The sequence below is a fragment of the Haliea atlantica genome (assembly GCF_054779855.1).
In genome coordinates this window covers 1-12,652 of the sequence record NZ_BAAGXL010000017.1, presented here as the reverse complement: position 1 = coordinate 12,652, position 12,652 = coordinate 1, and the positions used below count along the sequence as shown (strand labels likewise).

The 12,652-nt window shown below is 52.3% G+C and carries 12 protein-coding genes and 2 pseudogenes; 13 read left to right on the top strand and 1 reads right to left on the bottom strand.

Features of this window, described 5'->3' with window-relative positions; translation table 11 throughout:
• Positions 1-296 precede the first annotated feature (296 nt).
• The 12 genes from ACYVGS_RS10895 to dmpG all read left to right on the top strand — a co-directional run bounded on the left by ACYVGS_RS10895 (position 297) and on the right by dmpG (position 11,242).
• Positions 297-1,667, top strand: a complete 1,371-nt coding sequence (locus ACYVGS_RS10895; RefSeq protein WP_460588707.1) for an aromatic ring-hydroxylating oxygenase subunit alpha — start codon at positions 297-299, stop codon at positions 1,665-1,667.
• A 214-nt stretch (positions 1,668-1,881) separates the two neighbouring features.
• Entirely contained in the window at positions 1,882-2,442 is a 561-nt protein-coding gene (locus tag ACYVGS_RS10890) for a nuclear transport factor 2 family protein (RefSeq protein ID WP_460588706.1), read from the top strand.
• A 130-nt stretch (positions 2,443-2,572) separates the two neighbouring features.
• Entirely contained in the window at positions 2,573-2,902 is a 330-nt protein-coding gene (locus ACYVGS_RS10885; RefSeq protein ID WP_224415259.1) for a bifunctional 3-phenylpropionate/cinnamic acid dioxygenase ferredoxin subunit, read from the top strand.
• Positions 2,899-4,125 carry an NAD(P)/FAD-dependent oxidoreductase gene (locus tag ACYVGS_RS10880; RefSeq protein ID WP_460588705.1) on the top strand — a complete coding sequence of 409 codons (1,227 nt, stop codon included), beginning with the start codon at positions 2,899-2,901 and terminating at the stop codon, positions 4,123-4,125. Before ACYVGS_RS10885 ends, ACYVGS_RS10880 begins: the two co-directional genes overlap by 4 nt.
• Positions 4,126-4,184: 59 nt before the next feature.
• Positions 4,185-5,015 carry a cis-2,3-dihydrobiphenyl-2,3-diol dehydrogenase gene (bphB, locus tag ACYVGS_RS10875; protein ID WP_342632650.1) on the top strand — a complete coding sequence of 277 codons (831 nt, stop codon included), beginning with the start codon at positions 4,185-4,187 and terminating at the stop codon, positions 5,013-5,015.
• Positions 5,016-5,034: 19 nt separating this feature from the next.
• Positions 5,035-5,970, top strand: a complete 936-nt coding sequence (gene bphC / locus ACYVGS_RS10870; protein WP_460588703.1) for a biphenyl-2,3-diol 1,2-dioxygenase — start codon at positions 5,035-5,037, stop codon at positions 5,968-5,970.
• Between the two features lie 39 nt (positions 5,971-6,009).
• Positions 6,010-7,191: an OmpP1/FadL family transporter gene (locus ACYVGS_RS10865; RefSeq protein WP_460588702.1), complete on the top strand. Its 1,182-nt coding sequence runs from the start codon at positions 6,010-6,012 to the stop codon at positions 7,189-7,191.
• The gene (locus ACYVGS_RS10860) at positions 7,073-7,402 is read left to right on the top strand and encodes an OmpP1/FadL family transporter (protein ID WP_460588844.1); all 330 of its coding nucleotides are present in this window, start codon (positions 7,073-7,075) and stop codon (positions 7,400-7,402) included. The genes ACYVGS_RS10865 and ACYVGS_RS10860 overlap by 119 nt, the downstream gene beginning before the upstream one ends.
• A gap of 76 nt (positions 7,403-7,478) precedes the next feature.
• Positions 7,479-8,306, top strand: coding sequence for an alpha/beta fold hydrolase (locus ACYVGS_RS10855; protein ID WP_460588701.1), 828 nt, complete (start codon positions 7,479-7,481; stop codon positions 8,304-8,306).
• Positions 8,307-8,451: 145 nt separating this feature from the next.
• On the top strand, positions 8,452-9,234 hold the full coding sequence (dmpE, locus tag ACYVGS_RS10850) for a 2-oxopent-4-enoate hydratase (protein WP_460588700.1): 783 nt from the start codon (positions 8,452-8,454) through the stop codon (positions 9,232-9,234).
• A 21-nt stretch (positions 9,235-9,255) separates the two neighbouring features.
• Positions 9,256-10,191, top strand: a complete 936-nt coding sequence (locus ACYVGS_RS10845) for an acetylating acetaldehyde dehydrogenase (RefSeq protein ID WP_460588699.1) — start codon at positions 9,256-9,258, stop codon at positions 10,189-10,191.
• Between the two features lie 13 nt (positions 10,192-10,204).
• On the top strand, positions 10,205-11,242 hold the full coding sequence (dmpG, locus tag ACYVGS_RS10840; RefSeq protein ID WP_460588698.1) for a 4-hydroxy-2-oxovalerate aldolase: 1,038 nt from the start codon (positions 10,205-10,207) through the stop codon (positions 11,240-11,242).
• Between the two features lie 16 nt (positions 11,243-11,258).
• Here the strand turns inward: dmpG and ACYVGS_RS10835 are convergent.
• A pseudogene (locus tag ACYVGS_RS10835) lies at positions 11,259-11,644 on the bottom strand (transposase); the annotation flags it as partial.
• Positions 11,645-11,942: 298 nt separating this feature from the next.
• Between ACYVGS_RS10835 and ACYVGS_RS10830 the strand changes: the two are divergent.
• Positions 11,943-12,593, top strand: a pseudogene (locus tag ACYVGS_RS10830) (ISAs1 family transposase); the annotation flags it as partial.
• Positions 12,594-12,652: the final 59 nt, after the last annotated feature.

Below are 12,652 nucleotides of genomic sequence, written 5' to 3'. Positions count from 1 at the left end.
CCAGCGCGACATAATATCTGCGATTTGAAATAAACAGGGCTGGATCAGATAAAGTCAAGCGCCTTAAGGGTCAACAACTTTGCGCTAGCCAATGCTTAGTTCTGGAGTATGCGTCGAGCCAAGTTCAATCGGGCAGGTTTCGCGGGATCGGGATTAGATATGGCTAGGTCCATTGGTACATTTCAGTTCAGATTGGTGTCGGCATCGTAGGGTTTACTTGCGATGCAAAAACAAGAAGCTTGGTAGATGCTTTCGTTGGAGCATCTTGAGAGAAGACAAAGCATAGGAGCTCAATAATGAACAACAGTGAAGTAACCGAAACGCCCATAAAATGGGTGAAAAAATGGTCTAATGAAGAAATCAAAAATCTAGTGGATCAGGAGATAGGGCTGATTGATCCCCGTATTTATTCAGATCAGGACCTGTATGAAATTGAGCTTGAGAGAGTCTTTGCTCGTTCCTGGCTGCTTCTTGGGCACGAGGGGCATATTCCCAAGGCGGGCGACTATATCACAACCTATATGGCTGAAGATCCTGTCATCGTCGTTCGGCAGAAAGATGGGAGCATCAAGGTCTTCCTGAACCAGTGTCGGCATCGTGGTATGCGAATTGAGCGTTCGGATTTCGGAAACGCAAAATCATTCACCTGTACATATCACGGCTGGGCCTACGATACCGCCGGAAATCTAGTCAACGTCCCCTTCGAGAAAGAAGCCTTTTGTGACAAGAAAGAGGGTGACTGTGGGTTCGACAAGGCCGATTGGGGTCCGCTGCAAGCGCGTGTGGATACCTATAAAGGTTTGATTTTCGCCAACTGGGATGAAGAGGCCCCGGATCTGCTCACCTATTTGAGCGACGCAACCCCCTATATGGATGTAATGCTCGATCGGACCGAGGCGGGTACCGAGGTTATTAGTGGCATGCAGAAAACGGTAATCCCATGTAACTGGAAATTTGCCGCCGAGCAGTTCTGCAGTGATATGTACCACGCAGGCACGATGACGCATCTGGCGGGCGTGCTGTCCAGCCTTCCGCCCGACGTGGATCTGTCTCAGGTGAAACTGCCGTCAACCGGTAATCAGTTCCGAGCCAAGTGGGGCGGGCACGGAACCGGTTGGTTCAATGATGATTTCTCGCTCCTTCAAGCCATTATGGGGCCTAAGGTGGTTGATTACTGGACCAAAGGGCCTGCAGCTGAGCGCGCTCAGAGCCGTTTGGGGCAAAAGCTTCCCGCTGACCGAATGGTCGCACAGCACATGACAATTTTCCCGACGTGTTCGTTTCTCCCAGGAATCAATACAGTCCGTACTTGGCATCCGCGCGGGCCCCATGAGGTCGAGGTATGGTCCTTCATTGTAGTGGATGCCGATGCACCGGAGGAAATTAAGGAAGAGTATCGCAGGAAGAACATTTTCACCTTCAACCAGGGTGGAACCTATGAGCAGGACGACGGCGAAAACTGGGTAGAGGTTCAACGAGGGTTGCGGGGTCATAAGGCGAGAAGTCAACCCCTCTGTGCTCAGATGGGTGCCGGTGTCCCGAATAAAAACAATCCAGAATTTCCTGGAAAGACCAGCTACGTCTATAGCGAGGAAGCCGCGCGCGGAATGTACCATCACTGGGCTCGCATGATGTCCGAGCCAAGCTGGGAAACGCTGCGGCCATGAGCGATTGAGAACATCGAAGAAAGTAATCGCATTCCCTGTGTCTACTGCGGCTGGGGAATGCGAAAGGTGGCTGAGCCGGCGAAACAAGATCAACTCAGTCTTGGTGGCTATTAATCTGGCCGAATTCCAAAGGCATTGGTCCTAGGTCTGGAGTTGGCTTTGCTTAAACGCTCAATCTTATGTCAGCACCTAATGTAGATAGAAGGAATAAAAAATGACATCTAGTGATCTTACTAAACCGATCGAATGGCCACTGAAGCCCATTGATCATGAGCTTCAACACGCCGTGGAACAATTCTATTACCGCGAGGCCCAGTTGCTTGATTATCAGAAATACGAGGACTGGCTGGCTTTGATGACCGAAGACGTTCGGTACTGGATGCCGATTCGAACCAGCCATATCTCCCGGGATAAGGCCCTGGAGTACATTCCCCCGGGAGGTAACGCCCACTTTGACGAAGACTATGAGAGCTTACGGGCAAGAATTCGTGGGAGACTGTCAGGCCTAAACTGGACCGAGGATCCGCCTTCCCGCAGCCGACACATTGTCAATAACGTGATCGTCCGTCAAACAGAGGATTCTGCCGCGTTGGAGGTTAGTTCCGCGTTCCTTTGTTACAGAAACCGACTGGAGCGTATGACGGACATATATGTTGGTGAGCGCAGAGATATTTTGCACCGTGTGACCAATGGACTCGGGTTCAAGATTGCCCAGCGAACCATAATACTCGATCAGAGCACGATTACTGCTAATAATCTCAGCCATTTTTTCTGATTGGTATAAAGCTCCTGTCGTTCACTTATAAAGTTCTCATATATGGAGAAAGCTTTATAAGTGAACCTTATCAATTCCTGCCTGAAAGTTGAGTCGCGAACCAAACCAAGTGTTAGGAGACAACAAAATAATGACATTTTCCGTAGTATGTAACGTATCTGACATTCCCGTTGGTGAGGCCCTGAAGGTTGAAGGTAGCGAGGGAGCTATCGCGATTTTCAACGTCGATGGTGAGCTGTTCGCGACACAGGATAGATGTACTCATGGAGATTGGTCCTTATCTGAAGGGGGCTACCTCGAAGGTGACATCGTCGAATGCTCTCTGCATATGGGTAAGTTCTGTGTACGCACGGGCAAGGTAAAAGCGGCACCTCCATGTGATCCGCTCAAAATGTTTCCGTTAAAAATCGAGGGCGATGATGTCCTCGTTGATTTTGACGCCGGGTATTATGCGCCATGAGTAAATCAATTGTTATTATTGGCGCCGGGCTTGCCGGGGTAACTGCGGCTCGCTGTCTGCGCACTGAAGGGTATCAGGGGACGATTCACCTAATAGGAGAAGAACCCTGTGTTGCCTATGATCGACCGTGTCTGTCCAAGGAGCTCCTGGCGGGAAAAGTTAACGAGCCCGCGGCGATCCTGGGGCCTGACTGGAGTAAGTCAGCTAACATAACGCTCCATCTGGCGGAGCGGGTGACTGAAATTGATATCGCAAACCGGCAGGTTCGCTTGCAGTCCGGCGGCCACATTCCCTACGACTATGTACTCCTGGCAACGGGGTCACGCGCAAGGCGCATCCAGGCTGAGGGCAGCAATCTGCCGGGCATCCATACACTGCGAACATACGAAGATGCCAACAGGCTGAAGGATTCACTGGCAACGGCCAAGTCCCTGGTAATCATTGGTGGCGGCCTGATCGGATGTGAAGTGGCAACCACCGCTAGTGGTCTTGGTGCCAGCGTCACCATTCTGGAGTCTGGGGACGAACTACTGTTACGTGTTCTGGGCCGTGATACCGGCAAGTGGTGTCGTAACGAATTGGAACGTATTGGCGTTCAGGTTGAAAGAAGTGCGCATGCCTTGCGTTTCGAAGGCGACGAACGCGTGCGTGCGGTTGTGTGCACTGATGGTCGACGAATAGAAGCTGACACCGTCCTGGTAAGCATCGGGGCCGAGCCGGCCGATGATCTCGTTCGCGCAGCCGGTATTGAGTGTCAACCGGGTGGTGGTGTACTCGTCGATGCCACTGGAAAAAGTTCAGATCCCAGAGTGTTCGCAGCTGGGGATGTGGCTGCCTGGCCACTGAGATCGGGTGAGCGGCGCTCACTTGAGACATACCTGAACAGCCAAATAGAGGCGGAAACTGCCGCCCTCGCTATGTTGGGCAAGCCCCAACCCTCGCCTCAGACCCAAACCTCCTGGACTGAAATTGCAGGGCACAGACTCCAGATGGCAGGTGATATTAACGGCCCAGGCGAAATTGTTGTGCGCAATAACGAACAGAGTAAATCCCGTCTGTTGTTCAGGGTCCTGGATAACCGCGTGGAAGCGGCCATAGCCATTGATGATCCGCGAGATTTTTCGATTGCAAGCCGTCTGGTGACGCGAGGTGTTCCTGTTTCCACGCCAGAGTTGGCTGATCCTCAATTCAGTCTGAGGGACTTTTTGAAGGCTAAGGCATAGCGACGCCGAGCGAGATTAATTTTGAAGATCTACACGATTTCCAATTAGGAAGCCTATTTATGAAATTACAAGATGAAGTAGTATTTATTACCGGGGGTGCGTCAGGGTTGGGTCGTGCCCTGGTAGATAGATTCGTTAAGGAAGGTGCCAAGGTCGCAGTTTTCGATAAATCTCCGGATCGAGTTCGCCAGCTGGAGCAAGAACACGGTAAAGCAGTGGTATCGATTGCCGGTGATGTGCGTTCTTTGGAGGATCTGAAAAGAGCGGCCACCCAATGTGTTGACACGTTTGGAAAAATCGATGTGTTAATACCCAATGCGGGTATATGGGATTACAACATGTCTCTTGTCGATTTACCGGAAGATAATATCGACAAGGCGTTTGATGAATTATTTCAGATTAATGTAAAGGGCTATATTCTCGCTGTAAAGGCTTGCCTACCGGCTCTCGTTGCCAGTCGTGGCAGCATTATATGTACGATTTCAAATGCGGGCTTTTATCCCAATGGCGGTGGACCTCTATATACGGCTACAAAACACGCGGTTGTCGGCCTGGTACGTGAACTTGCATTTGAGTTGGCACCCTACATACGCGTTAATGGTGTTGGCGTTGGCGGGATGAATACGAGCCTGTCAGGGCCAGGTTCATTAGGTATGAACGAGAAATCCATATCTGAAATCCCGTTGGGGGAAATGTTGAAAAGCATACTACCAATCGGTCGTATGCCCGATGTTGATGAGTACACAGGGGCTTATGTGTTTTTCGCCACAAGAGGGGATTCCGCACCCGCTACTGGTGCACTGTTAAACTATGACGGTGGGATGGGTGTCCGTGGGCTCTTTTCTGTGGCTGGAGGTAATGACCTCCTTGACAAGCTCAATATCGAATAAATCGAATAAGGAGATATAAATGGGTATCAAAAGTCTGGGCTACATGGGGTTCTCTGTAAGCGATGTGCAAGCGTGGCGCTCCTATCTCACCAAGAAAATCGGATTGATGGAGGTTAATGGCTCTGATGAGAAAGCCTTATATCGTATGGATTCAAGGGAGTGGCGAATAGCGATAGAAAAAGGTGACTCTGACGACCTCGAATTTGCAGGCTATGAAGTGGCCAATCCCAAGGCGTTGAGGCTGATGACGGAACGTCTACGTGAAGCCGGGGTTGAGGTCAAGACGGGCGACACTGAACTGGCAGAAAAACGTGGCGTGATGGATTTGATCTCATTCAATGATCCATTTGGGATGTCCCTGGAGCTTTACTATGGGGCCACAGAGTTATTTGAGCAGCCTTTTATCTCTAGCGCTGGTGTCAGCGGGTTCGTTACCGGAGAGCAAGGAGCGGGACATTATTTTTATGCGGTTCCAGATATTGAGAAAGGCCTGTCGTTTTACACGGAACTGTTAGGCTTTCAGTTATCCGACGTAATCGACATCGCGATGGGCCCGGATATTACTGTGCGAGGTTATTTCCTTCATTGCAATGGTCGCCACCACACCCTGGCTATCGCCGAGGCTCCGTTACCCAAGAGGGTTCACCATTTCTTGCTGCAAGCCTTGACGCTTGATGATGTAGGTTATGCCTACGACCGGCTCGATGGGTCGTCAGACAAATTAACCGACTCTAACCTTCAGGCTGAGGAAAGTGACAACAATACATCTAGCATGATCACTGCGACGATCGGACGTCACGTTAACGACCACATGGTCTCATTTTATGCTGAAACACCATCCGGGTTTGAACTTGAATTTGGCTGGGGTGCTCGTGACGTCGATGATTGTTCCTGGGTGGTGACAAGACACAACCGAACTGCCATGTGGGGGCATAAATCGGTACGAAGAAAATAACAGCTTCTACTAACGGGAATTGGTAGAGATAAAATAATAATGAAGGAAAAAATAAAAATGAATGAAAAAATAAAAATAACATCTGTTATAGCTGGCTTGATGATGACCGCCGGAAATGCCTTGGCGGTCAGCGACGTGTTCAGATTTGTTGGGCATGGTCCAATTTCCACGGCGATGGGCGGAGCTGCAACTGCTTATGATGTGGGTGCAGCGGGTATGATGACGAATCCTGCGACGCTATCTTTAATGGAGCTCGGCTCTGAAGTTCATGTGGGTTTCGATGTTGTAATTGCTGACATCTCGGTTAAAGACCAAGCCACTGGGGAGGTCTCCTCCTCCAGAGATCACTCGAAAAACCGAGGCCCATATGCTGCGCCGCAGCTGGCCTATACCTATCGCAATGGCTCCCTGGCGCTTGGTTTTGGTGCCTTTGCTCAAGGTGGGGTAGGGACAGAGTACGGTAATGACGGTTTTCTCTCCCGTGCCACCGGGGGGCTTGATACGGGGCTCGAGTCTTCCAGTCGGCTGCTTACCATGAATATCCCGTTTGCTGCCAGCTATGAGGTTAATGACCAGCTTATAGTAGGGGCCAGCGTGGATGCCCTGTGGCAAGGCCTGAACCTTGAAATGTTGATGGGGGCGGACCAGGTAGGATCGCTTATGGGGTCTGGTCGTGTGAGTGGGACTATTGTACCTGTGCTCGGAGGTTTGCCTGACTTTCGCGGCGCGCATTTCAGCTTTTCAAGAAACCACCCGGTTGCAAGCGGTGTAGATGCCTGGGGGTTTGGGGGGCGAGTGGGTATGATCTACAAGTACAGCCCGGACACCCGAATAGGGGTTGCTTATTCCATGAAGAGCCATATCGAGGACATGAAAGGGGATGGCGTTCTGACTGCGGTCGATGCTGTTGCCGGACAAATCGCGCTACCTGGAACGGTTAAAATCCGCGATTTTCAAACACCCGCTCAATTGAATCTGGGGATAAGCCACCAGGTTGGTAGCCAGTGGTTGCTGGCGGCTGACCTCTCCCGGATCTTCTGGGAGGATGCGATGGAAGATATCGATCTTGGTTTTGTGGCGGATAGTGGCCAAAAATATCGATATTCTGCTGCCGCAGAATTACAAAGATCAAACGACACTGTCGCTGGGTGCCGCCTATATGATAGGAAAGTGGACGCTACGTGGCGGGGTACGATTCGCATCTCAGGCGCTACGCTCTAGTACTGTACTTGCGGTGATTCCGGCAATTCCCAACACATTTGGGTCGTTAGGGTTTTCCTATCAATGGTCAAAGGCTAGTAGGGTTGATTTCGCCTGGACCCATTCGTTCGAAGAGACAATGACCAACTCCAGACTGCCCAATACCTCTGATCCTATAGAGGTTAAACATTCCCAAGATAGTTTGGGTTTTGCATACACCTACAAGTTTTAACCCCCTGCTTTTTACCGGGGTAAGCACGCCTGCAGAAACATAGTGACCCAATATTTCGAAAAATGAGGATTGAGAGATGACAAACCCTGAAATCGGCAAGAGCATTGTGGCGGCAGGTATCCAAACCAATTACCACGACGTTGGAGAAGGATACCCAGTCATTCTGGTTCACGGCTCTGGACCGGGTGTGACGGCCTACGCCAACTGGCGTCTGAATATTCCCTATCTAAGCCAGTTCTATCGTGTAATTGCGCCGGATATGGTTGGCTTTGGCTATACCGAACAACCTGAAGGCTATGAGTTTTCCCTGGATAATTGGGTCCAGCACATCATCGGTGTTATGGACGCTCTGGATATTCAAAAGGCTCACATCGTAGGTAATTCTTTTGGGGGGGGGCTCGCGATTGCTACCGCTCTGAGGTATCCGGAGCGAGTGGGTCGTTTGGTCCTGATGGGCGCAGCTGGCACTAAGTTCAAGCTCACAGAGGGCCTGGATGCAGTCTGGGGTTACCAACCGTCTATAGAGAATATGCGCAAGCTTCTCGATCTCTTCGCTTATGACCGTTCCCTGGTGAGCGATGAATTAGCAGAGGTGCGATATAAAGCAAGTATTCGCCCTGGGGTTCAGGAGTCATTCGCAAGCATGTTCCCTGCCCCGCGCCAGCGGTGGATAGACTCGTTGGCTAGCTCTGATGAAGAGCTTAAAAGTCTCTCCAATGAGACATTGATTATTCATGGAAGAGAGGATCGGGTTGTCCCGTTATCCAGCAGCTTGCACTTGGCTGAAGTCATAGATCGTGCGCAGTTGCATGTTTTCGGTCGCTGTGGGCATTGGACACAAATTGAACATACAGATCGATTCAACCGTCTCGTAGCTGACTTCTTTAATGAGATCAACGAGTAGTATGCTGAATTTTGTGGGTAGATAGAATCGGGTGCCTTTAATGCAAGCGTTAATAATAATTCGGATTTGTATTGATGCAGTTATTGAAGGCGCCGATTTGAAATCAAATTTCTTCAGGCGAGGAAATGAGGGGTGAAGAATAAATATGTGTTCTAGTACCAGTGACAGGATTGCAAAGGAACTTTTTTCTGCGTACCAGAGCTCTACGCCGATACAGAGTATTACGGATCGATATCCAGAGCTAACCGTCCAAGATGCATACCAAATACAGAAACTATTTCTTGCTAAGAGGTTAGCGCTAGGTGAGCGAGTTATTGGAAAAAAAATAGGCGTTACCAGTCAGGCTGTCATGGACATGCTGGGTGTGAATCAACCCGATTTTGGCCAGCTGACGGACCGCATGGTGATCAACCAGGGCGAGTCGATTGCCATGAAATCTCTGATCCAACCGAAAGCGGAAGGTGAAATCGCCTTTGTTCTGAAGCGGGATCTGAACGGTCCCGGTGTCACCGTCGCTGATGTGCACAGAGCCACCGAAGGTGTGATGGCGTGTTTTGAGATTGTGGATTCACGAATTCGCGACTGGAAGATTCGGATTCAGGACACGATCGCGGATAACGCGTCGTGTGGCGTGTTCGTACTTGGTGATCGCCTGGTGGATCCCCGTAATCTGGACCTGTTCACAACCGGTATGGTGCTGGAAAAAAACGGCCGGATCGTGGGTACGGGGGCAGGTGCAGCCTCCATGGGGTCCCCGGCGATTGCGGTTGCCTGGTTGGCCAACACCCTTGGCCAGCTTGGAATGTCGCTAAAGGCCGGTGAAGTCATTTTGTCCGGCGCTTTGTCCGCCATGGTGCCGGTCAATGCGGGTGACAATTTGCGGATGACGCTGGCGGGTATTGGAAGCTGCTCCGTGCGGTTCGATTGATATAAGCAACAGGAAAGAGTCATGAGTAAGAAAATCAAAGCAGCCATCATCGGCTCGGGCAACATCGGCACCGATCTGATGATCAAAATCCTGCGCAACGGTAAACATATTGAAATGGGTGCCATGGTCGGTATCGACCCGGAATCCGACGGCCTGGCCCGCGCCAACCGCATGGGCGTCGCCACTACCCACGAAGGTGTGGATGGCCTGGTGAAAATGCCGGAGTTTGCCGACATCGATATCGTGTTTGATGCCACCTCCGCCGGCGCCCACCGCCACAACGAAGTGTTCCTGCGGGGCCACAAGGAAAACATCAAGATCATCGACCTGACGCCGGCGGCCATCGGCCCCTACTGCGTCCCGGTGGTGAACCTGGAACAGAACCTGCACGAAGGCAACGTCAACATGGTCACCTGCGGTGGCCAGGCGACCATCCCGATGGTGGCGGCGGTCTCCCGCGTGGCGAAAGTGCACTACGCCGAAATCGTGGCGTCCATTTCCAGTAAATCGGCTGGTCCCGGCACCCGTGCCAACATCGACGAGTTCACCGAAACCACCTCCAAGGCCATCGAAGTGGTGGGCGGCGCCCAGAAGGGCAAGGCCATCATCATCCTCAATCCGGCCGAACCGCCCCTGCTGATGCGGGACACCGTCTACGTGCTCTCCGATGCCGCCGACCAGGCGGAAGTGGAAGCCTCGGTGGAAGAAATGGTCAAGGCCGTCAACAGCTACGTGCCCGGTTATCGCCTCAAGCAGAAAGTACAGTTCGACGATATTCCCGAAGACCAGCCCATGAACGTCCCGGGCCTGGGCCGCTTCAGCGGTCTAAAGACCTCGATCTTCCTGGAAGTGGAGGGCGCCGCCCATTACCTGCCGGCCTATGCCGGCAATCTGGACATCATGACCTCCGCGGCTCTCGGCACCGCCGAGCGCATCGCCGAATCGCTGGTCAACTGAGGAGGAACGAACAATGACATTCAATCCCGGCAAGAAACTCTACATCTCCGACGTGACCCTGCGGGACGGCAGCCACGCCATCCGTCACCAGTACTCCATCAAGAACGTGCAGGGCATTGCACGGGCGCTGGACAAGGCCAAAGTCGATTCCATCGAAGTCGCCCACGGTGACGGCCTGCAAGGCTCCAGCTTCAACTACGGCTTTGGTGCCCACACCGACCTGGAGTGGATCGAAGCGGTGGCCGAAGTCATCGAACACGCCAAAATCGCCACCCTGCTGTTGCCCGGCATCGGCACTGTTCACGACCTGGACAACGCCTACAAAGCCGGTGCCCGCATCGTGCGGGTGGCTACCCACTGCACCGAAGCCGATGTCTCCAGGCAGCACATCGAACACGCAAGAAAGCTGGGTATGGACACCGTCGGCTTCCTGATGATGAGCCACATGCAGACCCCGCAAGGTCTGGCCGAGCAGGCCAAGCTGATGGAAAGCTACGGCGCCACCTGTCTGTACGTGGTGGACTCCGGCGGTGCCATGAACATGAACGACATCCGCGACCGCTTCCGGGCGCTCAAAGACGTCCTGAAACCGGAAACCGAAACCGGCATCCACGCCCACCATAACCTGGCGCTGGGTGTGGCCAACTCGATGGTGGCGGTGGAAGAAGGCTGTGACCGTGTTGACGCCAGCCTGGCTGGTATGGGTGCCGGCGCCGGTAACGCGCCGCTGGAAGTGTGCATTGCCGCCTTCGATAAACAGGGCTGGGATCACGGCACCGACCTGTACGCCCTGATGGATGCCGCTGACGACATCGTGCGCCCGCTGCAGGACCGTCCGGTGCGTGTCGACCGGGAAACCCTGGCCCTGGGCTACGCCGGTGTCTATTCCAGCTTCCTGCGCCATTCCGAAGTGGCGGCGCAGAAGTATGGGCTGAAGACCGTGGATATTCTGGTGGAACTGGGCAAACGCCGCATGGTGGGTGGCCAGGAAGACATGATCGTGGATGTGGCGCTGGATCTGCTGGCCGCCCAAAAGAAGCGGAATGCATGAGCAAGACATTACCTGATTACGCATAAAACTCAGCCATCCTCAGGAACCGGTACGGCATCGGCGGCGTTCGGGCGGCGGCCGTGAGAAAGCGCGGGATCATGGCCTTGAGGTCATAGCGCCGATTGAAGCGATACTCGAGCTCGGCGGCCAGGTAGCGCGGGGCGTGCTGCCCGCATATAGCATGATAGGTACCGGTGATCGGGTTCTTGAGGTTACCGAGCAGCGTGTTGACCGAGTTGAACTCCGGGTTCGCCACGCTGGCACGCCCACCGCCGGTGATATGGCGCACATGAGGGTAGGTAGACGCATCGAAGGCCCGGAAGCTCCCGAGTCCGTCGCTGCTCACCTGACTGCCAGGCACAACGGCATGTCGGGCATGCGACGGATCCCGGTCAGGGTAAAACGTAAGCAATGGGATGGACTCCTCCTCACCTAACCGGCATCTACGTGCCAAAATGGTGAGTGATTAGTCAACCATCATAAAGATGAGGAAAAGCCCAAATGAATACTATCCGCGTCGGAGTTGATATTGCCAAGTCAGTGTTTTACGTGCACGGCGTAGACCGTCACGGCCAAACTCGGTGGCAAGGCAAGTGTTCTCGCAGCAAGTGGCTTGATGCCCACGGCAAGATCGTTTTAATTTGAACTTATTGTGTAGTCGATGATCAGATCAGGTAAGAAAACTCGCCGAGAACTGACCATGATACCACCGACGTTCATTTCAAGCTGTGCTCATATTGTTGATCCACGAATAGAACGCTGCAAGAAGTACGACCTACTCGATATTTTGTTTCTCACGCTAAGTGCTGTGATATCAGGCGCTGAAGGTTGGGAAGACATTGAAATATTTGGTAAACACAAACTGGATTGGTTACGCAAGTTTCGTCCGTTTACATCAGGTATTCCTCGACACGATACTATTGCTCGCGTGCTGTGCAGACTAAAGCCAGAAGAGGTGGAGCAGGCTTTTCAAAAATGGATAAATGGGCTCATTGATGTCACGAATTGTGAGGTCATTGCTATTGATGGAAAAACAGCCCGACGCACCTTTGATACTCGTCATAGGCGCAATCCACTCCATTCAGTCAGTGCGTGGTGTTGTGCACACCAGCTTGTCCTTGGTCAAAAAGCCACGAGTGAAAAAAGTAATGAGATTACCGCGATACCCGAGCTATTAAGTCTATTAGATATAGAGAGTTGTATTATCACGTTAGATGCAATGGGTTGCCAGCAAGCGATTGCTCAACAAATTATTCAGGCCAAAGCTGACTATGTATTGGCATTGAAAGGAAACCATTCAGGGATGCAGGCCGAGTTGGAAGCATGGTGGCACAAATGTATTCGAGAGGGGGGTCCTAGGGATTTTGCCTCCAAATACTGCAAAAACCGTTGAAGGCCCCGTATTTACTG

Bases quoted from the DNA above. Each gene is read 5' to 3' on its own strand.
- ACYVGS_RS10895 (WP_460588707.1), top strand. From the start codon at position 297: ATGAACAACAGTGAAGTAACCGAAACGCCCATAAAATGGGTGAAAAAA.
- ACYVGS_RS10890 (WP_460588706.1), top strand. From the start codon at position 1,882: ATGACATCTAGTGATCTTACTAAACCGATCGAATGGCCACTGAAGCCC.
- ACYVGS_RS10885 (WP_224415259.1), top strand. From the start codon at position 2,573: ATGACATTTTCCGTAGTATGTAACGTATCTGACATTCCCGTTGGTGAG.
- ACYVGS_RS10880 (WP_460588705.1), top strand. From the start codon at position 2,899: ATGAGTAAATCAATTGTTATTATTGGCGCCGGGCTTGCCGGGGTAACT.
- bphB (WP_342632650.1), top strand. From the start codon at position 4,185: ATGAAATTACAAGATGAAGTAGTATTTATTACCGGGGGTGCGTCAGGG.
- bphC (WP_460588703.1), top strand. From the start codon at position 5,035: ATGGGTATCAAAAGTCTGGGCTACATGGGGTTCTCTGTAAGCGATGTG.
- ACYVGS_RS10865 (WP_460588702.1), top strand. From the start codon at position 6,010: ATGAAGGAAAAAATAAAAATGAATGAAAAAATAAAAATAACATCTGTT.
- ACYVGS_RS10855 (WP_460588701.1), top strand. From the start codon at position 7,479: ATGACAAACCCTGAAATCGGCAAGAGCATTGTGGCGGCAGGTATCCAA.
- dmpE (WP_460588700.1), top strand. From the start codon at position 8,452: ATGTGTTCTAGTACCAGTGACAGGATTGCAAAGGAACTTTTTTCTGCG.
- ACYVGS_RS10845 (WP_460588699.1), top strand. From the start codon at position 9,256: ATGAGTAAGAAAATCAAAGCAGCCATCATCGGCTCGGGCAACATCGGC.
- dmpG (WP_460588698.1), top strand. From the start codon at position 10,205: ATGACATTCAATCCCGGCAAGAAACTCTACATCTCCGACGTGACCCTG.